This is a genomic window from Ruegeria sp. BC6 (genome assembly GCF_056539185.1).
Genome location: NZ_JBQFUM010000005.1, coordinates 69,095 through 93,431 on the forward strand (window position 1 = coordinate 69,095; position 24,337 = coordinate 93,431).

The 24,337-nt window shown below is 62.6% G+C and carries 22 protein-coding genes; 12 read left to right on the top strand and 10 right to left on the bottom strand.

Features of this window, described 5'->3' with window-relative positions:
• The first annotated feature begins 53 nt into the window (after positions 1 to 53).
• Genes mreC through ACR0MM_RS14825 form a run of 5 tightly spaced genes read left to right on the top strand, consistent with a single transcriptional unit; the run spans position 54 to position 5,512 of the window.
• Positions 54 to 956, top strand: a complete 903-nt coding sequence (gene mreC, locus ACR0MM_RS14805) for a rod shape-determining protein MreC (protein WP_480697041.1) — start codon at positions 54 to 56, stop codon at positions 954 to 956.
• The gene (locus ACR0MM_RS14810; RefSeq protein WP_480697043.1) at positions 949 to 1,485 is read left to right on the top strand and encodes a rod shape-determining protein MreD; all 537 of its coding nucleotides are present in this window, start codon (positions 949 to 951) and stop codon (positions 1,483 to 1,485) included. Before mreC ends, ACR0MM_RS14810 begins: the two co-directional genes overlap by 8 nt.
• Positions 1,482 to 3,428 carry a penicillin-binding protein 2 gene (gene mrdA / locus ACR0MM_RS14815; RefSeq protein WP_480697045.1) on the top strand — a complete coding sequence of 649 codons (1,947 nt, stop codon included), beginning with the start codon at positions 1,482 to 1,484 and terminating at the stop codon, positions 3,426 to 3,428. The genes ACR0MM_RS14810 and mrdA overlap by 4 nt, the downstream gene beginning before the upstream one ends.
• Complete coding sequence (gene rodA, locus ACR0MM_RS14820) at positions 3,425 to 4,564, top strand: rod shape-determining protein RodA (RefSeq protein WP_170372184.1); 1,140 nt, start codon at positions 3,425 to 3,427, stop codon at positions 4,562 to 4,564. The genes mrdA and rodA overlap by 4 nt, the downstream gene beginning before the upstream one ends.
• Before the next feature lie 15 nt (positions 4,565 to 4,579).
• Entirely contained in the window at positions 4,580 to 5,512 is a 933-nt protein-coding gene (locus tag ACR0MM_RS14825) for a 2-hydroxyacid dehydrogenase (RefSeq protein ID WP_480697047.1), read from the top strand.
• A gap of 47 nt (positions 5,513 to 5,559) precedes the next feature.
• Here ACR0MM_RS14825 and ACR0MM_RS14830 read toward each other — a convergent pair whose 3' ends face one another.
• The 6 genes from ACR0MM_RS14830 to ACR0MM_RS14855 all read right to left on the bottom strand — a co-directional run bounded on the left by ACR0MM_RS14830 (position 5,560) and on the right by ACR0MM_RS14855 (position 12,136).
• Positions 5,560 to 7,575: a M3 family metallopeptidase gene (locus ACR0MM_RS14830; RefSeq protein ID WP_480697049.1), complete on the bottom strand. Its 2,016-nt coding sequence runs from the start codon at positions 7,573 to 7,575 to the stop codon at positions 5,560 to 5,562.
• A 59-nt stretch (positions 7,576 to 7,634) separates the two neighbouring features.
• Positions 7,635 to 8,681 (bottom strand): HesA/MoeB/ThiF family protein, encoded by a 1,047-nt coding sequence (locus tag ACR0MM_RS14835; protein ID WP_480697051.1) that lies wholly within the window; start codon positions 8,679 to 8,681, stop codon positions 7,635 to 7,637.
• Positions 8,681 to 9,136: a dUTP diphosphatase gene (gene dut / locus ACR0MM_RS14840; protein WP_480697053.1), complete on the bottom strand. Its 456-nt coding sequence runs from the start codon at positions 9,134 to 9,136 to the stop codon at positions 8,681 to 8,683. The genes ACR0MM_RS14835 and dut overlap by 1 nt, the downstream gene beginning before the upstream one ends.
• A gap of 39 nt (positions 9,137 to 9,175) precedes the next feature.
• Positions 9,176 to 10,372, bottom strand: a complete 1,197-nt coding sequence (gene coaBC, locus ACR0MM_RS14845) for a bifunctional phosphopantothenoylcysteine decarboxylase/phosphopantothenate--cysteine ligase CoaBC (RefSeq protein WP_170541381.1) — start codon at positions 10,370 to 10,372, stop codon at positions 9,176 to 9,178.
• Between the two features lie 64 nt (positions 10,373 to 10,436).
• Positions 10,437 to 11,261, bottom strand: a complete 825-nt coding sequence (locus tag ACR0MM_RS14850; protein ID WP_170540624.1) for a ChaN family lipoprotein — start codon at positions 11,259 to 11,261, stop codon at positions 10,437 to 10,439.
• Positions 11,258 to 12,136: an RNA polymerase factor sigma-32 gene (locus ACR0MM_RS14855; RefSeq protein ID WP_093963433.1), complete on the bottom strand. Its 879-nt coding sequence runs from the start codon at positions 12,134 to 12,136 to the stop codon at positions 11,258 to 11,260. Before ACR0MM_RS14855 ends, ACR0MM_RS14850 begins: the two co-directional genes overlap by 4 nt.
• A gap of 101 nt (positions 12,137 to 12,237) precedes the next feature.
• On the opposite strand from ACR0MM_RS14855, the gene cobU reads away from it, so the two are divergent.
• The 4 genes from cobU (at position 12,238) to ACR0MM_RS14875 (ending at position 15,850) form a co-directional block, all read left to right on the top strand.
• The gene (gene cobU, locus ACR0MM_RS14860) at positions 12,238 to 12,759 is read left to right on the top strand and encodes a bifunctional adenosylcobinamide kinase/adenosylcobinamide-phosphate guanylyltransferase (RefSeq protein WP_480697055.1); all 522 of its coding nucleotides are present in this window, start codon (positions 12,238 to 12,240) and stop codon (positions 12,757 to 12,759) included.
• Positions 12,756 to 13,334, top strand: coding sequence for a histidine phosphatase family protein (locus ACR0MM_RS14865; RefSeq protein ID WP_480697057.1), 579 nt, complete (start codon positions 12,756 to 12,758; stop codon positions 13,332 to 13,334). The genes cobU and ACR0MM_RS14865 overlap by 4 nt, the downstream gene beginning before the upstream one ends.
• 58 nt (positions 13,335 to 13,392) lie before the next feature.
• Positions 13,393 to 14,271 carry a glutathione S-transferase N-terminal domain-containing protein gene (locus ACR0MM_RS14870; protein WP_480697059.1) on the top strand — a complete coding sequence of 293 codons (879 nt, stop codon included), beginning with the start codon at positions 13,393 to 13,395 and terminating at the stop codon, positions 14,269 to 14,271.
• A gap of 64 nt (positions 14,272 to 14,335) precedes the next feature.
• Positions 14,336 to 15,850: a YifB family Mg chelatase-like AAA ATPase gene (locus ACR0MM_RS14875; RefSeq protein WP_480697061.1), complete on the top strand. Its 1,515-nt coding sequence runs from the start codon at positions 14,336 to 14,338 to the stop codon at positions 15,848 to 15,850.
• Here the strand turns inward: ACR0MM_RS14875 and gshB are convergent.
• The 3 genes from gshB to rsmI form a co-directional block, all read right to left on the bottom strand.
• Positions 15,847 to 16,779 carry a glutathione synthase gene (gshB, locus tag ACR0MM_RS14880; RefSeq protein ID WP_480697063.1) on the bottom strand — a complete coding sequence of 311 codons (933 nt, stop codon included), beginning with the start codon at positions 16,777 to 16,779 and terminating at the stop codon, positions 15,847 to 15,849. The genes ACR0MM_RS14875 and gshB overlap by 4 nt on opposite strands.
• A 61-nt stretch (positions 16,780 to 16,840) precedes the next feature.
• Complete coding sequence (locus ACR0MM_RS14885) at positions 16,841 to 17,212, bottom strand: YraN family protein (protein ID WP_480697065.1); 372 nt, start codon at positions 17,210 to 17,212, stop codon at positions 16,841 to 16,843.
• 1 nt (position 17,213) lies between these two features.
• Entirely contained in the window at positions 17,214 to 18,071 is an 858-nt protein-coding gene (rsmI, locus tag ACR0MM_RS14890) for a 16S rRNA (cytidine(1402)-2'-O)-methyltransferase (RefSeq protein WP_480697067.1), read from the bottom strand.
• A gap of 88 nt (positions 18,072 to 18,159) precedes the next feature.
• On the opposite strand from rsmI, the gene ACR0MM_RS14895 reads away from it, so the two are divergent.
• Genes ACR0MM_RS14895 through murJ form a run of 3 tightly spaced genes read left to right on the top strand, consistent with a single transcriptional unit; the run spans position 18,160 to position 23,637 of the window.
• Complete coding sequence (locus tag ACR0MM_RS14895; RefSeq protein WP_480697069.1) at positions 18,160 to 19,320, top strand: penicillin-binding protein activator; 1,161 nt, start codon at positions 18,160 to 18,162, stop codon at positions 19,318 to 19,320.
• A complete protein-coding gene (locus tag ACR0MM_RS14900; protein ID WP_480697071.1) occupies positions 19,280 to 22,099 on the top strand; it encodes a [protein-PII] uridylyltransferase in 2,820 nt (939 codons plus the stop codon). Before ACR0MM_RS14895 ends, ACR0MM_RS14900 begins: the two co-directional genes overlap by 41 nt.
• Positions 22,096 to 23,637 carry a murein biosynthesis integral membrane protein MurJ gene (murJ, locus tag ACR0MM_RS14905; RefSeq protein WP_480697073.1) on the top strand — a complete coding sequence of 514 codons (1,542 nt, stop codon included), beginning with the start codon at positions 22,096 to 22,098 and terminating at the stop codon, positions 23,635 to 23,637. The genes ACR0MM_RS14900 and murJ overlap by 4 nt, the downstream gene beginning before the upstream one ends.
• A gap of 5 nt (positions 23,638 to 23,642) precedes the next feature.
• On the opposite strand, the gene ACR0MM_RS14910 is transcribed toward murJ, so the two are convergent.
• The gene (locus ACR0MM_RS14910) at positions 23,643 to 24,329 is read right to left on the bottom strand and encodes a rhomboid family intramembrane serine protease (protein ID WP_480697075.1); all 687 of its coding nucleotides are present in this window, start codon (positions 24,327 to 24,329) and stop codon (positions 23,643 to 23,645) included.
• Between the last annotated feature and the right edge of the window lie 8 nt (positions 24,330 to 24,337).

Sequence of the window (24,337 nt, forward strand, 5' to 3'; positions counted from 1 at the left end):
CCCTCTGATCTGAGGGTTCAAGATCGGGCACGAGCAGCACGGGAAGGAGTCCTGTGGCAAAAGACCGAGCACAGCGCGACAACTACACCACCCCCTTGCGCCGCTTGTTCATGGGGATCGTTGTTCTGTGCCTGCTGGGCATATTCCTGATTTGGCGCATCGACAGCCCGCGGGTCGAAAGGTTCCGGGCCCAAGTGGTGGATGCCGTTGTGCCCTCGATGGAATGGGCGATGGTTCCGGTCACGGCCGCGATTAACCTCGTACGGGATTTCCAAAGCTACCAAAGGCTGAGCGAGCAGAACCAGGAACTGCGCAGTGAACTGCGCCGCATGCGCGCCTGGAAAGAGGCGGCCCTGCAGCTGGAGCAGGAAAACGCGCGGCTTCTGGACCTGAACAACGTTCGACTGGATCCGCGTCTGACTTATATTACCGGGGTCGTCATGGCCGACAGCGGGTCGCCATTTCGGCAATCTGTCTTGCTGAACGTCGGCGAGCGTGACGGGATCGTCGACGGCTGGGCCGCAATGGACGGCATCGGGCTGGTGGGCCGGATTTCTGGCGTTGGCCCGGATACCGCGCGGGTCATCCTGTTGACCGACGCCTCGAGCGCGATTCCCGCCACGATCCAGCCCTCGGGCCAGACCGCGCTGATTACCGGTGACAATACCCCTGCCCCAGCCGTCGAGTTTCTTGAAAGCCGTGAACTGGTGCGACCCGGCGACCGTGTGGTGACCTCAGGCGACGGCGGCGTATTTCCTGCGGGCCTTCTGATCGGCCAGATCGCCGCCGATCCAGGGGGGCGTCTGCGCGTCCGACTGTCCGCGGATTTCGAGCGTTTGGAATTCCTGCGCGTCCTGCGCTACCACTCGGCCGCCCCGATCCGAGACCCGGGCGGCATCGTCGGACCTCCGCGCCCCGAGGCTCTTCTCCCGACCGAGGAGGCCGCCGATGGATAGCGCTGCGTCACGTCTATGGCTGGTGCGGGGCCTGTACCTGTTCCTCGCTCTGACGGTGATGTTCTTTCACCTGTTGCCTCTGAACACGCAACCGGGTCGTCTGCCCTTTCCTGACTTCCTGATCTGCCTGACCTTTGCATGGGTCCTCAGGCGGCCGGAATATGTACCGACACTCAGCATAGCTGCGGTCATGCTGATGGCCGACCTGTTGCTGCAACGGCCGCCGGGACTGCTGGCGGCATCCGTCGTCATCGGTTCTGCCTATCTGCGATCGGCAGGCCCCGGAATGCGCGACGTCGGATTCGTGGGCGAGTGGACGACGGTGGGCGTCGTCATCGCGGCAATCTTTGCCTTCAACCGGACAGTTCTGGCGCTGCTGTCCGTCAGTCAGGCCAGCATTGGCCCGGTATTTGTCCAAGTGGTCTTCACGGTCCTCGCCTACCCGCTTGTCGTTGCATTCAGCCAAACCATATTTGGCGTCCGCAGGCCATCTGCGGTAGATGTTGCCACTGTGGGAACACGCTCATGAAACGCACACCCAAAACACAAGGTGCCGCATACAAAAGGCTGACCCGGCGCGCGCTGGTGCTGGGTGGCATGCAATTCGCATTCGTCGGCGGCCTGGCGGCCCGCATGCGTTACATGCAGGTCGATCAGGCCGACCAATATCGCCTGTTGGCCGAAGAAAACCGCATCAACATCCGGCTCATTCCGCCAACCCGAGGGCGCATTTATGACCGCAATGGTCAGATCATCGGGCAGAATGCGCCGTCCTACCGCATCGTGATCGTGCGCGAGGATGCGGGCGACGTCGACAAGGTCATTGCCAAACTGTCACAACTGATTCCGCTGAACGAAGACGAGATCGAGCGGGCCAAAGCCGAGATGAAACGTACAGCGCCGTTTCTGCCGGTTACGCTGGCCGACCAGGTCACCTGGGAAGATATCTCGAAGGTGGCGATCAATGCCCCCGCCCTTCCCGGCGTCACGCCCGAAGTCGGACTGACCCGCCAATATCCCCGCTACGAGGATTTCGCCCATGTGGTCGGGTATGTCGGACCTGTCAGCGACTATGACCTGAGCAAGATGGAAGACCCCGAGCCGGTTCTGATGATCCCGCGCTTTCAGATCGGCAAGGTCGGGCTTGAGGCCAAGAAGGAAGACCTGCTGCGCGGCAAGGCGGGCGCCAAGCGCGTCGAGGTCAACGCGACCGGTCGGGTGATGCGGGAACTTGACCGCCGCGAGGGCAAGCCCGGCGCCGACCTGCAATTGACCATCGACGCCGACCTGCAGGAATACGCACAGGCCCGGCTGGCCGGAGAAAGCGCCGCCGTGGTCGTGATCGACTGTGAGACGGGCGATCTGCGGGCCATCAGCTCGACCCCCAGCTTCGACCCCAACCTGTTCGTGCGCGGGATCTCGGTCGCGGATTACCAGGCTCTGACCCAGGACAACCACCGCCCGCTGGCCAACAAGACGGTTCAGGGCACTTACCCGCCCGGTTCGACCTTCAAGATGATCACCGCGCTGGCCGCGCTCGAGGCCGGCGTCGTCGGTCCGGGCAACACCGTCTATTGTCCCGGCTACCTGAAGGTGGGCAGCCGTCGATTCCACTGCTGGAAGCGCGGCGGACACGGGATGGTCGATCTGGAGACCTCGTTGAAGCGCAGCTGCGACGTCTACTATTACGACGTCGCCCTGCGGGTCGGGATCGACAAGATTTCGGACATGGCGCGCAAGTTCGGCCTCGGCATCAAACACGACCTGCCGATGTCTGCCGTGGCGGCTGGCCTGGCGCCGAACCAGGAATGGAAGCAGACCACCCACGGACAGGACTGGCTGGTCGGCGACACGGCAAATGCCTCGATTGGGCAGGGCTTCATGTTGGCCTCGCCGATGCAACTGGCCGTCATGACCGCGCGCATCGCGACCGGCCGATCGGTGACGCCGCGTCTGATCCGCAGTGTCGACGGGGTCGAACAGCCTTCGGGCGCGGGCGAGCCGCTGGACGTCAATCCGGCCAACTTGGAACAGGTACGCAACGCGATGTACAAGGTCTCGAACGACCGTCGCGGCACCGCTTATCGCAGCCGGATCATCGCAGACGAATTCCGCATGGCCGGTAAGACGGGCACCAGCCAGGTGCGCAACATCACCAAGGCCGAAAGGGCCGCCGGGGTCATCCGCAACGAAGACCTGCCCTGGGAACGGCGGGACCACGCGCTGTATGTCAGCTTTGCCCCTTACGACAATCCGAAATATGCGGTGGCCGTCGTGGTCGAACATGGCGGCGGCGGTTCGAAGGCTGCAGCCCCCGTGGCCCGGGACGTGATGCTGCAGGCGCTGTACAACGGCACCCCGCCGCTGGAAGCATATCCCGTGGCCGACCGCGACCGCATCAAGGAACAGCAGAAACGTCTGGAAGGTGATCGCCGCCCGAAAGCGCGCCCTGACGAAAAGGACCGCGCATGAGCTATCTTGAATATGCGGTCAAGACCACGCCGACGGGGATCCGCAAGGTTCTGTACATGAACTGGCCGCTGACGCTTTTGCTGATCAGCGTCGCAAGTGCCGGTTTTCTGATGCTGTATTCGGTGGCCGGCGGCTCGTGGTCGCCGTGGGCGGAACCACAGATGGAACGGTTTGGCCTGGGCCTGACAGTCATGTTCATCGTCGCATTGGTTCCGATCTGGTTCTGGCGCAACATGTCCGTCGTCGCCTATCTTGTATCTTTGGGGCTTCTGCTGTTCGTCGAACTGTTCGGCACCATCGGCATGGGCGCGCAACGCTGGATCGACCTGGGGTTCATGCGCCTGCAGCCCTCCGAACTGGCAAAGGTGACTTTGGTCATGTTGCTGGCGGCCTACTACGATTGGCTTCCCTCCTACAAAACCTCGCGCCCGGTTTGGGTCTTGATCCCGGTTGTCCTGATCCTGATCCCGACCTTCATGGTGCTGCGTCAGCCTGACCTGGGAACTGCAATCCTGCTGTTGGCGGCCGGAGGAGGCCTGATGTTTCTGGCGGGCGTGCATTGGGCCTATTTCGCAGCGGTCATCGCGGCGGGTGTCGGCTTGGTTTCAACGGTGTTCAAAAGCCGTGGCACCGATTGGCAGTTGCTCAAGGATTATCAATTCCGGCGCATCGACACATTCCTTGACCCCTCGACCGATCCGTTGGGCGCGGGGTATCACATCACCCAGTCCAAGATTGCCCTGGGCTCCGGCGGCTGGAACGGTCGAGGCTTCATGCAAGGCACCCAGTCACGCCTGAACTTCCTGCCCGAAAAGCACACCGACTTCATCTTCACGACACTGGCCGAAGAGTTCGGCTTTGTCGGGGGCACAACCTTGTTGCTGCTTTACGGACTGATCCTGATCTTCTGCCTCGTCACGGCGCTGTCGACCAAGGACAGGTACTCATCATTGGTGACACTGGGCATTTCGCTGAACTTCTTTCTGTTCTTCGCCGTCAACATGTCGATGGTCATGGGGCTGGCGCCGGTGGTCGGTGTTCCGTTGCCGATGGTCAGCTATGGGGGCTCGGCCATGTTGGTTCTGATGGCCGCCTTCGGCATCGTGCAGAGCGCGCATATTCACCGTCCTCGTTGATCCGAAAGGCCGACCATGTCCGTGAACGTCCTGTTTTCCGCCCGCCCGACACTTTGGCCGGTTTACGAGCCCTTGCTGAACATCGGGCTGGCCGATGCGGGGATCAAAGCCACTATCGCCACCGACCTGCCGCCCGATCAGGTGGATTACATCGTCTATGCACCCAATGGCGGGCTGCTTGATTTCACGTCCTACACGCGCGCAAAGGCCGTGCTCAGCCTATGGGCCGGTGTCGAGAAGATAGCCTCGAACGACACGCTGACCGTGCCGTTGGCCCGGATGGTCGATCACGGTCTCACCCAGGGCATGACCGAATGGGTCGTGGGGCACGTTCTGCGCTACCATCTGGGCATCGATCGACACATAACGGTCCAGGATGGGGTTTGGGCCCCGGATCCGCCTCCGCTTGCCACGCAGCGATCGGTCTGCGTTCTGGGACTTGGCGCCCTGGGCCGGGCTGCGGCACAGGCGCTGGCCGCGTTGAACTTCAACGTGACAGGGTGGAGCCGTTCGGCCAAGGAACTGTCTGGTGTCACGTGCCTGCACGGACCGGACGGGCTGCGCGTCGCCCTGAGCCAGGCCGAGATACTCGTCCTGCTGCTGCCTGAAACGGCAGCCACGGAGAACACTCTGAACGCGGACACTCTGGCACTTCTGCCAAAAGGTGCGCGAATTCTGAACCCCGGCCGAGGCCCACTGATTGACGACGAAGCGCTGTTGCAGGCGCTGAACACCGGCCAAGTTGGGCATGCCACGCTGGATGTGTTCCGCACCGAGCCGCTGCCCTCCGATCATCCGTACTGGGCGCATCCAAATGTAACCGTCACGCCGCATATCGCGTCGGAAACCCGGCCCGAAACGGCTGCGCAGGTGATCTGCGAAAACATCCAACGCAGCGAATCCGGACGGCCGCTGCTGCATCTCGTCGACCGCGCACTCGGGTACTAAGGCCATCGGGGGCCACCGCCCCCGTCTTGCCGGGCGCTATTCGACCGCTACGCGTCCACCAGTCCCCGACCTTTCAGCAGGGCTTCGACACCCGGCAACCGGCCCCGGAACGCCAGATACAGATCCTCGGCCTCCTTCGAGCCTCCTTTGGACAGAATGTTGTCCTCCAGAGCCTGCGCCCGCTCAGGATCAAACGCGCCTCCTGCCTCTTCGAAGGCAGCAAATGCGTCAGCATCCATCACTTCGGACCACATGTAGCTGTAGTAACCCGAGCTGTAACCATCACCCGCAAATACATGAGCGAAATGCGGCGTCGCGTGGCGCATACCGATGGCATGCGGCATCCCGATCTCGGCCAGAACCTCAGCCTGCTTCGCCATGGGGTCCGCCGGGGCCGGACCGTCGTGAAAGGCCAGGTCGACCAGCGCCGAGGCGACGTATTCGACCGTCTGAAAACCCTGATCGAAATTGGCGGCACCCAGAACTTTGTCCAGCAATTGCGGTGGCATCGGAGTTCCGGTTTCGGCATGAGTTGCAAACTCGGCCAGAACCTCCGGTACTTCCAGCCAATGCTCATACAGTTGGCTGGGCAGTTCCACGAAATCCCGCGCAACGCTGGTCCCCGAGATGCTGTCATAGGTCACATCCGACAGCATCTGGTGCAGTGCGTGCCCGAATTCATGAAACAGGGTCCGTGCGTCGTCATATGACAGCAGCGCCGGATCGCCCTTGGCGAAATTGCAAACATTGATGACGATTGGCGTCTGGACCTTGGGAAACTTGGCCTGCGCGCGCATCGCGCTGCACCACGCACCCGACCGTTTCGATCCACGCGCAAAATAGTCTCCGATGAACACGGCAACGTGTTTGCCACGCCGGGTCACCTCCCAAGCTCGACAATCCGGATGGTACAGCGGAACGTCCAACGGCGCGAACTCCAACCCGAACAAGCGGTTGGCGCAGGTAAAGGCGGCTTCGATCATGCGCTCCAGCTGCAGATAGGGTTTGAGTTCTGCCTCATCCAGATCATGCTCGGCCTTGCGCCGTTTTGCGGCATAGTACCGCCAGTCCCAGGGTTCGAGCGGACCGTTGACGCCATCCTCCTGCATCATTCGCGTCAGGATCTCCGCGTCGGCCTCGGCCCGGGCCTTGGCGGTTGCCCAGACCTGCATCAGCAAGTCGCGTACCCGTTCGGGGGTTCGGGCCATCTCGGTCTCGAGCTTGAAGGCCGCAAAGCTATCATAACCCAGCAACTTGGCCCGTTCCTCGCGTAGCTGAAGGATTTCGGCGGCAATCGCTCGGTTGTCGGTCTCGCCTCCGTTTGCCCCGCGTGACGCCCAGGCGCGGTAAGCCTTTTCGCGCAAGTCGCGACGTGGCGAGAACTGCAGGAACGGCACGATCAGAGACCGCGACAGCGTGACAACCGGCCCCTTGGCCCCTTTTTCCCGACCGGCCGCGTGTGCCGCATCGACAACGAAACCCGGCAGTCCCGCCAGGTCATCTTCAGTCAGCTCCATGAACCAGCCACGCTCGTCCGCCAGCAGGTTTTGCGTGAACGCGGTGCCCAATGACGCCAGACGCGCCTTGATCTCCTGCATCCGGGCATCTTCCGCACCGTGCAGCGCCGCACCCGAGCGGACGAACCCGCGATGGGTGAGCATCAAAACCCGATCCTGTTCCTCGGTCAGCTCCAGCGTATCTCGTTTCGTCCAAAGGTCGTCCACACGCTGGAACAGCGCCTTGTTCGAGGAAATCGCGGCGAAATGGGCTGCAAGCTTGGGCGAAAACTCCCGTTGCAACGCTTCGCGCTCCGGGTTGCTGTCAGCGCCAGCGACCGTGAAGAAAACCGACAGGACCTTGTTCAAGGCCTCGCCCGCCGCTTCCAGCGCTTCGATCGTGTTGGCAAAACTCGCGGGCTGGGTATTCGTCGCGATGGTGTCGATCTCGTCGGCATGGGCCTGCAGAGCAGCTTCCAGTGCCGGGGCAAAATCGTCATCCGAGATTTCGGCAAAGGGCGCGATTTCAAACGGGGTCGTCCAGTCGGACAGGATCGGATTGGTCATTGGGGTCTCCTTCAAGCGTCAAGCTAGGAATGCAGGGCAAGATCGTCCAGTGGCCGCGATCAAACGGATTGCCCGCAAACCGGGCAATCGTCCCGCCGGGACAGGGTGATCTTGCGGCTTTCGCCATAAAGCGCGTCATAGATCAGCATCTCGCCACGCAAGGCCTGACCTGCACCCGTGACTACCTTGACCGCCTCAACCGCCATCATCGCCCCCACCACGCCCGGCAGTGGCCCGACCACCCCGGCCTCGGCACAGGAAGGCGCAAGCCCCGGCGCAGGCGCTTCGGGAAAAATACATTGGTAGCAAGGGCCGTTGTTGGCGGGGTCAAACACGCTCAGTTGGCCTTCCCATTGGGACAGCGCGCCTGAGATCAGGGGCTTGCCCAAAGCCACCGCGGTGCGGTTGGCCAGATACCGGGTTTCGAAATTGTCGGTGCCATCGAGGATCAGGTCATAATCCGCGAACAGGTCGGCCGCGATGTCGCCCGTGAGGCGGCGGCGATAGGGGCGAACGATGACATTGGGGTTCTGCGCCTCCATTGCTTGCTGCGCAGAAAAGACTTTGGGCATTCCGATATCGGCATCCCGATGGATGACCTGCCGCTGAAGATTGGCATTCTCGACGACGTCATCGTCAATGACGCCAATCGTGCCCACGCCGGCGGCTGCAAGGTACTGCAGCGCCGGTGCGCCCAACCCACCTGCCCCGATCACCAATACACGAGCGGTCTTCATCCGTTTCTGCCCGGGTCCACCAAGCTCGCGCAGGACGATGTGACGGGCATAGCGCTCCAGTTCGGCTTCGCTGAACTGGTCAGGTGGTCTGTTCGGTCGAATATCCGACGGTGGGTTGGCCCGGCGCCTCAGGGCTTTCACCACAGCGCCATAACCCATGGCCAGCAGAACGAAACCACCCAGGATCAGCCACATCGCGGCCGAGCCGCCTGTGGCCTCGCGCAGTGGGTTCCCGTCGGGCAAAACCAGATGAGACAGAACCACCCCTGCCAGCAAAACCAAAACCGACACCCAACGGGCAGTACGCGAGGCACCAGCGAGGTAGCCAAGCCCCCAAAGACCCGCTGCCAGCGCCAGTACCAGAACCATCAGGCGCGCCCCGTGGATCCGAACCCACCGGAACCGCGCTGCGACTCCTGCAGGCTGTCCGCCATCTCGAACCGCGCCTGGATCACCGGGGCCACGACAAGCTGCGCAATTCTGTCGCCATGTCCGATTTCAAAGGCTTCCTGACTCGCATTCAGCACGATCACCCCCAAGGGACCGCGATAGTCGCTGTCGATCGTGCCCGGTGCGTTCGGCAGCGTGATCCCGTGTTTCAACGCAAGTCCCGAGCGCGGACGCACCTGGATCTCATATCCATCCGGAATCTCTACCCGCAGGCCGGTTGGGACCAAGGCGCGCTCACCGGGTTGAAGGGTGATCGACCCTCGATCAGGCAGGTTGGCCCGCACATCCGCGCCGGCTGCCCCGGCCGTTTCATAGGACGGCAATGCAATGGCCGGATCGGCCCCGTCTTCTCGGATCACCCGGATTGCCACCATCAGCGCATCCCAACCTTCATCTTCTGTCAAACAACCGCATTACCCCGCCAGCGCGGTTGCGATCTTTTCCGCCAGCCGCACGGCCACTGCGTCCTTGCCCATGCGCGGCCACTCCTCGGCACCCGCATCCGAAATCAGTATCACCGCATTTTCGGCCCCACCCATGATGCCGGTCATCGGACTGACATCATTGGCCAGGATCCAATCGCACCCTTTGCGCGCCCGCTTGGCGGTTGCGTGGGCGATCACATCATCCGTCTCGGCGGCGAAACCCACGACCAAGCTGGGTCGGCCGGTCTCCAGATGCGAAATCCGTTTGAGGATGTCCGGGTTTTCGGCAAATTGCAGGGCAGGCATTCCATCGCGGCTTTTCTTCAACTTGCGGTCTGATGCTCCGTCTACCCGCCAATCGGCCACGGCTGCGGCAAACACGCCCGCATCCACCGGCAGAGCCGCGTCCACCGCATCCGACATTTGTTGCGCAGTCTCAACCTGCACAACCTGGACGCCTTGGGGTGGTGGCACATCCGCGGGGCCGGTTACAAAAACGACTTCGGCCCCCAGGGCCGCCAAAGCGTTCGCAATCGCCGTCCCCTGCGCCCCCGAGGATCGGTTTGCAATGTACCGAACCGGATCAATCGGCTCATGCGTCGGCCCCGACGTCACGAGAATCCGCTTTCCCTTCAGTGGGCCATCCGACAAGGCAGACTCGACCGCCGCCACGATCTCGAGAGGTTCCGACATGCGGCCGGGACCGAACTCGCCACAAGCCATGTCACCGTCGTTGGGTCCGACAAACCGGACGCCGTCCGCGATCAGCTGCTTGTGGTTCCGGCGCGTTGCCGGATGGTTCCACATCCGCACGTTCATCGCCGGCGCACATAAAACAGGGGTATCCGTGGCCATCAACAGGGTCGATGCCAGATCATTGGCCAGACCCCCGGCCATCTTTCCCATCAAATCCGCAGTCGCCGGGGCCACGACGATCAGATCAGCCGAACGTGACAGTTGGATATGTCCCATCTCGGCCTCGTCCGTCAGGTCGAACAGATCACGATAGGCTTTTTCACCGGCCAGAGCAGACACGGACAAGGGGGTCACGAATTCCTCGGCAGCGCGGGTCAGGACCGGGGTCACCGCCGCCCCGCGCTCCTTCAACCTTCGGATCAGATCCAGCGATTTGTAGGCCGCGATCCCACCGCCAAGGATCAGGAGGATCCGTTTGGATGCCAGCATGTTCAGCCCTTCCCGGTCGTACTCGGCCTCGACACTATGCAACCCATGTCCCGAGTTCCAGCGCTTAATTCTGGGACTCGAAGGCCTTGCAGGGGTCTTCGCGTTCGGCCGCGGGGCTGTCAATCACCGCGTCAAATTCACCGTTCACGACACCGTCTTCGGCCTGCCCGAGAACAAAGACCTTCAGGCCCGGACGCAGGCGTGACAGAAAGGTCGGAATGCCCTGATCCTTGCGCGCGTGCCCGTTTCCGGTAATCACCGCCACCGGACCGCCGGTTTCATCAATTGCACGAAGAATGGCCCGGGTCAGAACAGCATCGCGCAGACGCTGGATCGCCACCAGTTGCGGCAAGGCCTCGGCCGGAAGTGCGTTGCAATGCGCTGCCAATTGCTCGGCCTCGCGCGCCGCCTGATCCTCGGGCTCCAACGGAATGTTCAACCCATATCGCGCCGCATCCGCGCCCAGGGTCGTTGCGGCACCGCGTTCCATCGCAGCCCGCGCAGCCGCGCGTGGCACCATCGCTCCGTATACCGGAGCCTCTGATGCTTGGAAAACAGGGTAATACATGCTGAGCGGCGGCCATCCCGTTTCTGCCCATCTCAGGATCCGTGACAGCTCCTCGGGGTTCGAGGCGGCAGTCTGCGCCAGTCTCTGAGCCCCTTCCTCGGTTACCATTTCCCAGACCATTGCAGACGGATCGATGTCCGCAATCGCTTCGGTCTGGACCAGGTGATGCAGTGGGTTGTCGTGAACTTCGCCAAGGATCACGACATCGGCGTCCCTCATCTGTGCCAATATATCGTCGGGAATAAGATCCCCGGCCAGAACTGGCCGGGTCAAAAGTGTTAGCGACAGCACGGCCGCCGTCAGAATCGCAAGATGTCTCATGCGAAGAAGTGTTGCACCTCGCGCGATTGAGCTTCAAGGTTCTTGCGCATCTTCACGAACGCCGCTGCCTCAAGCTGCCGCACGCGTTCCTTGGACAAACCCAGTTCCTGACCCAGGCTTTCCAATGTGCGCGCCGGCTCACGCAGCTTACGCTCACGCACGATGAACCGTTCCCGATCGTTGAGCGCTTGCATCGCCGTGATCAACCATTCCCGCAATTGGCGGGTATCGTGGCTGTTCTCGACAGTTTCCGCAGCCTGCTCGCGATCATCCTCCAACGCGTCGATCCACTCGCGACCATCCTCGTCAGCCGATTGAACGGCGTTCAGGGAAAAGTCTGAGCCGGCCAACCGGCCGTGCATCATTTCCACATCGCGCAGCGGTACACCGATCTCGGCCGCAATCATCTGGTGCAGCTGATGGCGGTCCAATTCGACGCCATCGGTCGCAGCTTCGCGCTCCAGCCGGGCCTGCACGCGCCGCATGTTGAAGAACAGAGATTTCTGGGACGATGTCGAACCGGTCCGTACCATCGACCAGTTGCGCATCACGTAATCCTGAATGCTGGCCTTGATCCACCACACCGCATAGGTCGAAAAGCGGACCCCGCGATCCGGGTCGAACTTGTCGGCGGCCTTCATCAGGCCCAGCCCGGCCTCTTGGATCAGGTCATTCATCGGCGCGCCATAGCGTTTGAACTTGGCCGCCATTGAAATGGCCAGACGCATATAGGCCGTTATCAACCGGTGAAGGGCCTGTTCGTCGCGCTCGTCTCGCCAAGCATAAGCCAGGCGCAATTCGGTTTCCGCATCCAGCAATTCGGCTTTCATAGCCTGCCGGGACATCGAGAAGTCGTTCGGGTTATCCAGTGCCATGCAGCTCTCCCATCTGTCGTAGGCGCCGCCGGTCTTGCCTTGCCGACGTATGGTCGATACGCAAGGGCGCACCGGGTGGATCACTGTAAAGGTAGTAAAAAATGCATCCTGATTTAACCTTTGTCCTGGGTGGCGCGGCATCGGGAAAATCTGCATTTGCCGAGCAACTCGTTGTTTCAACAGGAAAAACCCGCATCTACCTGGCAACATCACAAGTGTTTGATAATGAGATGCGCCTAAAAATCAGGCGCCATGTGGACCAAAGAGGCGACGGCTGGGTCACGATCGAAGCCCCGATGGACCTGCGCCCGGCGCTGGCGAGGCTGAACCGGGATCAGGTCTGTCTTATCGATTGCGCCACGATGTGGCTCAGCAATCACTTGCTTTCGGACAGCGATCTTGAGCAGGAACAGGCCGCCCTTCTGGCCGCACTACGGACCTGCCCCGCGCAGGTCGTGATCGTCTCGAACGAAGTGGGGCACGGTATCGTCCCCGACAATGCGCTGGCCCGCAAATTTCGCGAGGCGCAGGGGCGGTTGAACATCGCCCTCGCCGCCCAAGCCGACCTTGTGGTTCAGGTCATCGCGGGGCTGCCGCAGGTTTTGAAAGGCCAGTTGCCGTGACCCGGTTGCATCTTGTCCGCCACGGCCCGACCCATGCCAAGGCGATGGTGGGCTGGTCCGATATTCCCGCCGACCTGAGCGACCACGCGGCCATTGCGCGCCTGCATCACCACCTGCCGCGGGATGCGCTGGTCATTTCGTCGGACCTGTCGCGCGCCGCAGATACGGCCACGGCCATTCAAGGCACGCGCCGTCGGCTGCCGCACCATCCCGACCTGCGCGAGATCCATTTCGGCACGTGGGAGATGCGCGCATTCGCCGAGATCGAGGCCGAAGACCCCGAACTGGCCTTTGCCTATTGGGACAGCCCCGGCGACGTGCGCCCGCCCAACGGCGAAAGCTGGAACGCGGTCCGCGCGCGGGTCGACGCGGCGGTCGACGGGTTGATCGGTATGCATACCGGCGCCGATCTGGTCATCGTGGCCCATTTTGGCGTGATCCTAACCCAGGTACAGCGCGCCCTTGACCTGGACGCGCAACAGACCTTTGCCCATCGCATCGACAACCTCTCGGTGACCGAACTGGCCTTTGACGGCAAAACCTGGTCGGCCGGCCGGATCAATCATCTTCCGTGAACACGGGGCGCACAATTCAGCGTTTTACTGATATCGGGCGTTCGACCATCCTCGGGCCATGACATATGACCTTTTCATCGGGGACCGCCTGTTTTCCAGTTGGTCCATGCGCGGCTGGCTGATGCTGGAAAAATTCGGCCTGCCCTACACGACCCACATGATCGGCCTGTATTCGGGCACGATGACCCGGGACATGCAGCCGCTGGCCCCGGCCCGTCTGGTCCCCGCGCTACGCCTGCCCGAAGGCACGGTGGTCGGCGAAAGCCTCGCCATGACCGAGACGCTGGCTGAACGCCACCCCGATGCGGAGCTTTGGCCGCAGGACGCCGCCGCCCGCGCAACCGCCCGTTGGCTGTGTGCCGAGATGGTCGCCGGGTTCCATGCGCTGCGGTCGGCCTGCCCCATGCAACTCAAACACCGCTGGAAAGGGTTCGAGGCGTCCGCCGAAACCCGCGCCGATCTGACCCGGATCGAGACCTTGTGGGCGCATGCGCGCAAGATCTCGGGCACGACGTCCGGCCCGTTGTTCGGCAGCTATTCGCTGGCCGATGTGTTCTATACGCCGATCGCGGCCCGGATCATCGGCTACGGTCTGCCCGTATCCGTGCAGAACCACGACTACTGCATGGAATTGTTGTCGGACCCGGCAGTTCGGCAATGGCGCGCGATGGGGCTGACTGTCGACTACGACCCTTTCCCCTATGACCAGCCGCTCGACGCCGAGCCTTGGCCGGTCGGCGGAGCCTCGACGGCCCGCGCGGTTGAGGCGGGGCCTTCGGTCAATGACCGCTGCCCCTATTCCGGCAAGCCGGTGACCGCATTTCTGGAGCTGGATGGCAAACGATGGGGCTTCTGCAACACCTTCTGCCGCGACAAAACCGTGGCCGACCCCGGAGCGTGGCCGAAATTCACGCAAATGATCCGGCAAGCGGTGTGACCGTTAACCATTCCTAAACCGACGCCATGGCAGCAAGGTCCTATTAACCAAGAACAGGATCGCCATGGTCGCCCGCGCTCATACCGTTGCTTTTCAGGGGGTCGAGGCCCGCCCGGTCGAGGTGCAATGCGCCGTCTCTCCCGGGCTGCCCGCCTTTTCAATCGTCGGCCTGCCGGACAAGGCCGTGTCCGAGGCCCGCGAACGCGTGCGCAGTGCGCTCAGCGCGATGGCCATTGCGCTGCCCTCCAAACGCATCACAATCAACCTGTCGCCCGCTGACCTGCCCAAGGAGGGAAGCCATTTCGACCTGCCGATCGCGCTGGCCCTGCTCTGTGCCATCGACATCCTGCGCGCCGACGCCGCCGAAAGCACCATGGCTCTGGGCGAGCTTTCGCTGGACGGCTCATTGGTGCCCGTGGCCGGCGCCCTGCCCGCCGCGATGACCGCCGCGGCCGAGGGCCGCACGCTGCTGTGTCCGCGCGCGTCAGGTGCCGAGGCGGCCTGGGTCGACGCGACCCAGGTGATCGGGGCCACGTCCCTGGCCGACGTCGTGCGCCATTTCACCGGCCAGTCGCCCCTGCCGGTCGCCCAGCCCGGCGAGGTCAGGTTGGAGCCCTCGACCCGCGATCTGCGCGACGTCAAAGGGCAGGAACGGGCAAAACGCGCATTGGAAATCGCAGCGGCCGGCCGTCACCACATGATCATGATCGGCACGCCGGGATCAGGCAAATCCATGCTCGCCGCCCGCCTGCCCGGCATATTGCCGCCGTTGACGCCCACCGAGGCGCTCGAGACCTCGATGATCCAATCGCTGTGCGGCATGCTGGACGAGGGCGGCATCAGCCGGACCCGCCCGTTCCGCGAACCGCATCATACGGCGTCGATGGCGGCGATCGTGGGCGGCGGAAAGGGCGCGAAACCCGGCGAGATTTCCTTGGCTCACAACGGCGTCCTGTTCATGGACGAATTCCCCGAGTTTCCGCGAACGGTTCTGGAAACCCTGCGCCAGCCCATCGAGACCGGCGAAGTCATGGTCGCCCGCGCCAACGCCCATGTAAAATACCCCTGCCGGTTCATGTTGGTGGCGGCGGCGAACCCCTGCAAATGCGGATATCTCAGCGACCCGTCCCGCGCCTGCTCGCGCGCGCCGGTTTGCGGCGAGGACTATCTGGGCCGCATCTCGGGGCCGCTGATGGACCGGTTCGACCTGCGGATCGAAGTGCCGCCCGTGGGTTTTACCGACCTTGACCTGCCGCCATCCGGAGACAGCTCGGCCACCGTCGCCGCGCGGGTGCAACAGGCGCGCGGTGTTCAGGCCCGGCGCTTTCAGAACACGCCCGGGATTCGCCAGAACGCCGATATCGAGGGCAATCTGCTGGAAGAGGTCGCCGCTCCAGACGCCGAGGGCAAGGACCTGCTGGTCAAGGCGGCCGAGCGGTTCGGCCTGTCGGCACGGGCTTACCACCGCATCCTGCGCGTGGCCCGCACCATTGCCGATCTCGAGGGCGCGCCCGATGTGCGCCGCCCGCATGTGGCCGAGGCGCTGAGCTACAGGATCAGCGCGCGGGTTGCGGTTTAGACCTTGGCCTCGATCGCCTGCCAGATCTTTTCGGCAATATTTGTACCGTTGAACCGCTCCAATTCCTGGAGTCCGGTGGGCGAGGTCACGTTGATTTCTGTCAGATAATCTCCGATCACGTCGATACCCACAAAGATCTGGCCCTTTTCCTTCAGCAGCGGTCCGATGGCCGCGCAGATTTCAAGATCGCGGCCGGTCAGCCCAATCTTTTCGGGACGGCCACCCACATGCATGTTCGACCGGGTCTCACCCTCGGCCGGAACGCGGTTGATCGCGCCGACCGGTTCGCCATCGACCAGGATCACCCGCTTGTCGCCGTTGCGCACATCCGGCAGGAATTTCTGAACGATCAGCGGCTCTCGCGAGAAACCGGTGAACAACTCATGCAACGAAGTCAGGTTGCGGTCATCGGCATCCAGCCGGAACACGCCGGCCCCGCCATTGCCATAGAGCGGCTTGAGGATGATATCGCCGTGCTTTTCCTTGAACGCCTTGATGGTCTGCAGATCGCGGGCGATCGTGGTGGGCGGAGTCAGGTCAGGAAAATCCAGAACCAGCAGTTTTTCCGGATAGTTGCGCACCCAGAACGGATCATTCACCACCAGAGCCTGCCCACGCAACCGATCCAGCAGGTGCGTTGAGGTAATATAATGCATATCAAACGGCGGGTCCTGCCGCAGCCAGACGACATCGAAATCCGCCAGATCAACCTCGCGCTCAGGCCCCAGAACCGCCGGCTGGTCCGCAACCCGCTGCACCGTTATGTCGTGACCGCGGGCGGTGATACGCCCCTCTTGATAGGCCAGCTGATCGGGTCCGTAGTAAAACAGTTGGTGCCCACGGGCCTGGGCTTCTTCGGCCAGCCGGAACGAGCTGTCTGCATTGATGTCCACGGCCCCGATCGGGTCCATCTGAAAGGCGATTTTCATGGCGTGTCCCTCGTAGTCACGCCAGATACATGGCCCAGCGGGGACGGGTGTTCAATGGCGATCAGCCCTGACCAAAGGCGTTTTCGACGATTTGTAATGCGCCCGTTGCATCCACCAGAGCCGCGTCGAACCGGACATTGGTCAGCTGCCCGCCCGGTTCCTGCGCCAAATACTGCGCCGCCGAGGAGCATATCCGGTCGATCTGCCGCTTGCTGATCCGCGCGGCGGCGCTGTCAAAGGTTTGGCTTTTCTTGACCTCGACGAACACAAGGCCCTGCGCATCCCGGACGATCAGGTCGATCTCGCCACCGGCGCCGCGCCAACGCCTGTGACAGACCTTGAACCCTCGGCTTTCGTAGTCGGCAGCAACGCTCTGCTCGGCCGCCTGCCCGGCGTGATAGGAAACCGAGCCCTGGACCGACCGTCGCGCCATATCATCCCTTTCCTATCTTTAGGGCCTTCTGGTAGATCGGCCGCCGTGGCAAATCATACATCTTGGACACCAGATCTGCCGCATCCCGGACCGAGTGCGTTTCCAGAGCCTGTCGCAGCGCCTCTTCTACATCTGAATCGTTAACGGATTGTGAATGGGCACGGTCCACCAGCAAGACTATCTCGCCCTTGACAGTGGCACCTCGATACTGTTCGGACAGCTCTGCAAGGCTGGCCCGCCGGACTTCTTCGAACTTCTTGGTCAGCTCACGACAGACCGCGGCCTGACGCTCGCCACCCAGAACCTGCGCCAGATCCGACAAGCACGCCCCCAAACGCTTGGGGGATTCGTAGAACACCAGCGTCCCGAGAACATCCCGCAACGCCTCGATCCGTGTTCGGCGGGCGCCGGACGCATTCGGCAGGAATCCGGCGAAAAAGAAGGCGTCCGTCGGCAGGCCCGCTAGGGTCAGCGCCGTCACGACGGCTGACGCTCCGGGGGCGCAGGTCACGCTGAACCCGGCCTCGGCCGCCTGCTTGCCCAAGTCATAACCCGGGTCGGCGATCAGCGGCATCCCCGCCTCGGACGCGTAGGCCACGGACTTGCCCTGAGACAGTTCGGCAATCAGTTTTTCACGCGCAGCCGTGCCGCTGTGGTCGTGATAGGCCAGGATGCGCCGCCCTTCGAGGGGTACACCGTGAATCTCCATCAATCTGCGCAGGCTGCGTGTATCTTCCGCCGCGATCACATCAGCCGAGGCCAGAACGTCCAGCGCCCTGAGCGTAATGTCGCGCGCCGTTCCGATCGGAGTGGCAACAAAATACAGCCCCCCAGCCAATCTTACCTTTTGGAAATTCAAAGCTGGACCCTCGCAGCGTGACGTTTATTATCGCGGCGTGTTAGAACAGCAGCGTTCTTTGCCGCCGGATCAGGGAGTTTTCATTTAGATGTTTACCGTTTGCAAGCCCGTTCGCAAACTGGCGAAAATCGCCATCGGCCTGACCGCGGCGGCATTTTTGGCCGCCTGCGAACCCGGCGCCACCGGGCGCGGACCGTCGATAGACACGTCAGAGCCGATCCCCGTTGCCCTGCTGGTGCCCAAATCGGGCGACGCCGCGTTGGCGCAAAGCCTTGAGAACGCTGCCCGGCTGGCCATGGCCGATCTGGACAATGTCAAGATCGATCTTCGCGTCTATGACACTGCCGGCAATCCGAACACGGCAGCCGCAGTTGCGCAGCAGGCCGTTGCCGACGGCGCAAAGGTCATTCTGGGACCGGTCTACGCGCAGGCCGCCAATGCTGCGGGCCTTGCGGTTCTGAGCAAGAACGTGAACGTTCTGTCCTTCTCGAACAATACCAGCATTGCCGGCGGAAACGTGTTTGTCCTTGGCCCGACCTTCGACAACACGGCCAACCGGCTTGTCAGCTACGCCGGCAAACAGGGAAAGAAAAGCACCGTCATCGTGCACAGCAACGATGCGGCTGGCCAATTGGGCCAGGCGGCAATCTCGAACGCACTTGGCAACAGCCGTGTGGCGAATGCGGGTGTGGTCGGTTTTGATCGATCTCAGCAGGGCGTGATCGACGCCATCCCTGCAATCAAGGCAACTGTAGACTCGACGGGGGCGGATTCACTCTTTTTGACCGCCACGACCGCCGGCGCTCTGCCGCTTTTCAGCCAGTTGCTGCCCGAGGCCGGTGTCTCACCGGCAACCGTGCAATATATTGGCCTGACCCGCTGGGACATTCCGGCCCAGACGCTGGAACTGCCCGGGGTCCAAGGCGGATGGTTTGCCTTGCCCGACCCCGCCAAGGCCCAGGCCTATCGCGTGCGCTACAACGCGACCTATGGCGAGGCCCCGCATCCGATCAGCGGCCTGGCCTATGACGGCATCGCCGCCATCGGCGCTCTGGCCAGCCAAGGGAAGTCCAATGCCCTCTCCGCCGCGGCCCTGACCCAGAATGCCGGGTTCCAGGGTGTTGGCGGTATTTTCCGTCTGCGCCCGAACGGTACGAATGAACGAGGTCTGGCCGTGGCCACGATCCAGAACAAACAGGTAGTTGTGATTGACCCTGCCCCGCAAAGCTTCTCTGGCGCCGGTTTCTGATCAGCTTGTGACGATCCCCGCGCCGGCTGGCGCATTGATCTGCGACGCCAGCGAAATCTTCGATGGCGAAAAGGTCAACGCGCTGCTGTCGAAGGCCCTGAAAGACATTCCGGAAACGGCCGCAGCCCGAAACGAGGCCGTCCGGATCCTGCGGGACGCTCAGAAATCCGGGCGTCAGGCCATCGAAGAGGCATTCGCCGCCCGGCCATTTGACGCCCGGCCGTTGACGCGATCCTACACCTATCTGACCGATGGGCTGGTCTGCGCCGCGATGACCGTGGCCGGACAGCATCTGCATCCATTGGCCAACCCGACCCAGGGCGAGAAGATGGCGGTTTTGGCGGTGGGCGGCTATGGGCGCGGCGAGATGGCGCCGTTTTCGGATGTCGATCTGCTGTTTCTGACTCCTTACAAGATCACCGCCTGGGCCGAGAGCGTGATCGAGTCGATGCTGTACATCCTGTGGGATCTACGGCTGAAAGTCGGGCATTCCTCGCGCACGATCCGTGATTGCCTGCGTCTGGGAGACGAGGATTTCACGATCCGGACAGCGATGCTGGAACAGCGCTATCTGGCCGGTGATCGGGACCTTGCGGATGAGCTGGAAAGCCGGCTGAAATCCGAGCTGTTCAAAGGAACCGAACGCGAATTCATCGAAGCCAAACTGCATGAACGCGACGAACGCCACCACAAGCAGGGCGAGCGTTACATGGTCGAACCGAACGTGAAAGAAGGCAAGGGCGGCCTGCGCGACCTGCAGTCGCTGTACTGGATCGCCAAATACATCTATGGCGTTCAGGACGTGGCTGAACTTGTCCCGCTGGGGCTGTTTACCCAGGACGAATTCAACACGTTCGTGCAGGCCGAAGACTTCCTTTGGGCCGTACGTTCGCATCTTCATCTGGTGACACGGCGCGCAACCGAACAGTTGACCTTTGATCTGCAGGTCGAGGTGGCCGACCGCATGGGTTACGAAGACCGAGCGGGCCGCCGGGCCGTCGAAATCTTCATGCAGCGGTATTTCCGAGAAGCCACGAAGGTGGGAGAGCTGACACGGATCTTCCTGACCAAGCTTGAAGCGTCACATATGAAGAACGCGCCGTTGCTGGAACGCATCTTCAGCCGCAAGCCACGGGTCAAGCCGGGCTATAGGGTTGTTCATGGCCGGCTGGACGTGGCCGACCCAAAAAGCTTTTTGTCCGACAAGCTGAATCTACTGCGTCTGTTCGAAGAAGGTCTGCGCACGGGTATGCTGATCCATCCCGATGCGATGCGGCTGGTCACGGCCAACCTGCACCTGATCGATGACGAAATGCGCAACGACAAAGAGGCGAGGCGCATCTTTCTGGATCTGATGCTGAAACACGGCAATCCCGAACGCGCGCTGCGCCGCATGAACGAGTTGGGCGTTCTGTCGGCCTTCATCCCCGAGTTCGAGCCCATCGTGGCGATGATGCAGTTCAATATGTACCACAGCTACACGGTGGACGAGCACACGATCCAGTGCATCATAAACCTGGCGCAGATCGAACGGGGCGAACTTGTCGAAGCGCTGCCGCTGGCCTCGTCGATCCTCGAGGGCGGAGTGAACCGGCGTGTGCTTTACGTCGCTCTGCTGTTGCACGACATCGCCAAGGGCCGCCCCGAGGATCACTCGATCCTGGGGGCCAAGATCGCACGGACGGTCGCGCCTCGGCTGGGGCTGAACAAGAAAGAATGCGAAACCGTCGAATGGCTGGTGCGGTATCACCTGCTGATGTCGGACATGGCGCAGAAGCGTGACATCTCGGACCCGCGCACGGTGCGCGACTTTGCCAAGGCGGTTCAGACCGTCAAACGGCTGGATCTGCTGACGGTTCTGACAGTCTGCGACATCCGCGGCGTTGGGCCGAACACCTGGAACAACTGGAAGGCCACTCTGCTACGGGCCTTGCACGCGGAAACCAAGCGCGCGCTGAAAACCGGCATGGAGGACCTCAACCGTGCCAATCGTGGCGCCGAGGCCAAGAAAGCGCTGCGTGACGCGTTGTCAGCCTGGTCCAAGGCCGACCTCAAGACGGAAACCGGTCGGCACTACGATCCGTATTGGCAGGGGCTCAACCTCTCGACCCATGTCGAGTTCGCCGAAATGCTGCGCGCGCTGGAAAAAAGCGCGGATCCGGCGGCGATGGAAATCCGGCTGCACCCTGACGAAGACCGGGATGCGACGCGGGCCTGCTTTGCCATGGCCGACCACCCCGGTATCTTTTCCCGGATTGCCGGTGCGCTGGCGCTTGTGGGCGCAAACGTGGTCGATGCCCGCAGCTATACCACCAAGGACGGCTACGTGACTGACGCGTTCTGGATTCAGGACGCTGACGGCCACCCGTTCGAACTGTCGCGTCTGCCGCGCCTGACCCAGATGATTCAGCGCACCCTCAAGGGCGAGGTGGTGGCCCGCGAGGCACTCAAGTCCCGCGACAAGATCAAGAAGCGGGAAAAGGCGTTCAACGTCCCGACGCACATCACCTTCGACAATGAAGGGTCCGAGATCTACACGATCATCGAAGTCGACACCCGCGACCGGCCCGGCCTGCTCTATGATCTGGCCCGGACCCTTGCCGCCGCCAATGTCTATATCGCCAATGCCGTGATCGCGACCTATGGCGAGCAGGTGGTGGATACGTTCTACGTCAAGGACATGTTCGGGCTCAAATACCACTCGGAGGCCAAGCAGAGGACGCTGGAAGCCAAGCTGCGCACCGCGATCACCGAAGGCGCCGAGCGGGCCGCCTCATGAAGCAGATCCGCCTGTTCTCGGGCCTGTTCACGGTCGGGTTCTGGACCCTTGCCAGCCGTATTCTGGGCTTTTTGCGGGAAATCCTGCTGACAGCCTATATCGGGCCGGGGCCGGTCATGGATGCTTTCGTCGCAGCCTTCCGCCTACCCAACATGTTCCGCCGGTTCTTCGCCGAGGGCGCTTTCAACGCAGCCTTCGTTCCGATGTTCTCGAAACGGCTGGAAGGCGGCGAAGACGCGCAGGGGTTTGCGCAGGATGCGTTCAACCTGCTGGCGGCGGCCGTTCTGGCGCTGGTCGGGCTGGCCATGGTGTTCATGCCGGGGCTGGTCTGGCTGACGGCCGAAGGGTTTTATGGCGACGAACGTTTCGATCTGGCGGTCGGGTACGGGTATGTCGTCTTTCCCTACATCCTGTTCATGTCCCTGGCCGCGCTGTTTTCCGGGGTTCTCAATGCCACGGGGCGCTTCGCCGCCGCGGCGGCGGCGCCGGTCCTGCTGAACATCTTCGCCTGCACGGCACTGATTGTAGGCGCGGCAACCGGTGGCGAGGTCATCCGTTGGCTCATCGCCGTCATACCCATTGCCGGGGTTGCTCAACTGGCGCTGGTATGGGTCGCCACCGAGCGCGCCGGAATTCGCATCCGGTTCGGCCGGCCGAAGCTCAGCCCTGAAATGCGCAACATGGTTCGTATCGCGGTACCGGCGGCACTTGCCATGGGGGTGACGCAGGTCAATCTCGTTGTCGGGCAGCTGGTCGCGTCAAAGACCGAAAAGGCCATCAGCTGGCTCTTTGCCGCCGACCGGCTGTATCAGCTGCCGCTGGGCGTGGTCGGCATCGCCGTGGGCATCGTGCTGTTGCCCGACCTGTCGCGACGCCTGCGCGCCGGGGACGGCGACGGTGCGCGCAACGCCTTTTCCCGCGCCGGAGAGTTCACCCTGCTGATGACCATTCCGTCCACCGTGGCCTTCGTGATCATTCCCGTCCCGCTGGTCTCGGTCCTGTTCGAACGAGGCCAATTCACACCCGAGGATACCGCCGCCACCGCGCTGGCCGTGGCGGTCTATGGCATCGGCCTGCCGGCTTTCATGCTGCAAAAACTGCTGCAACCGCTGTTCTTCGCGCGCGAGGACACCCGCGCACCCTTCCGGTATGCCGTGATGGCGATGGTCATCAACGCCGTTCTGGCCTTTGGGCTCTACCCGCTGGTCGGCTGGATCGCCCCTGCCATCGCGGCCTCGGCCGCAGGGTGGGGCATGGTGGTGCTGTTGGTACTGGGCGCCCGGCGCATGGGCGACGAGGCCCGTTTCGACGACCGGTTCAAGCGCCGCGCGCCCAGGATATTGGCCGCCTCAATGGGAATGGGCGTGGTGCTGATCGCGGCGATACAGCTGTTCGGTTGGACGTTCGAGGTTCAGGGCTGGCGCTATCTGGCCTTGCTGGGCCTGATCGTTGTCGCCGCGGTATCTTACTTCCTTCTCGGCCACCTGCTGGGCGCATTCCGTCTGTCCGAGTTCCGGTCCGCCCTGCGAAGGTCCTGACCGCCTCAGTCCCGACGGATACGCCCCACCAGCCGCGCCCATCCACCCGGCGCCACGAAAAACGACAGCCCGAACCCGGTCGCGAAGCCACCCAGATCGGCCACCCAGTCCGAGGTGCCGCCGAAGATAAGCCCGAACAGCAGTTGGATGCCCATCAGCACCGCGATCAGTTGGAACGCCCGCGCCTGGTTTTCTCCGACCAGCGACAGCCTGCGCCACAGCAACCAGGTGAATGCGCCGATCAGGCCGTATACCGGCGGAAAGCCCCCGACCAGCGGATAGCGCGGGTCCAGCAGCACCGCATAGGCCAATGCCCCGCCCACGCCGGACAACACGAAAATCACCAGCATCGCAAAACCGCCAAAGACCTCGCCCACCATCTTGCCCATCGCCAAAACGAAGACGCAGACAAAAAGCGCCTGGGTAAAACTGCCTGACACGAAGGGGTAGGTGAAGAACCGGATCACATACACGACCGGCCAACGCCCGTTCATCACCATCCAGTCGAAGATGTCGGCCGAGAAGGAATAGCGCTGAATCGCCTCGAGCCGCCAGCCCACCGCGCCCGGTCCGCCGACCAGGCCGCGCGTGCCGAGGGTGAAGGCCAGTTCGATCCCCATGATGAACAAGACCAGCGCCACCACCACGGGCGGCAGGGGGTTCACGGGGGGTGTGTAATGCTCGCTGCTCATTGGGTGGG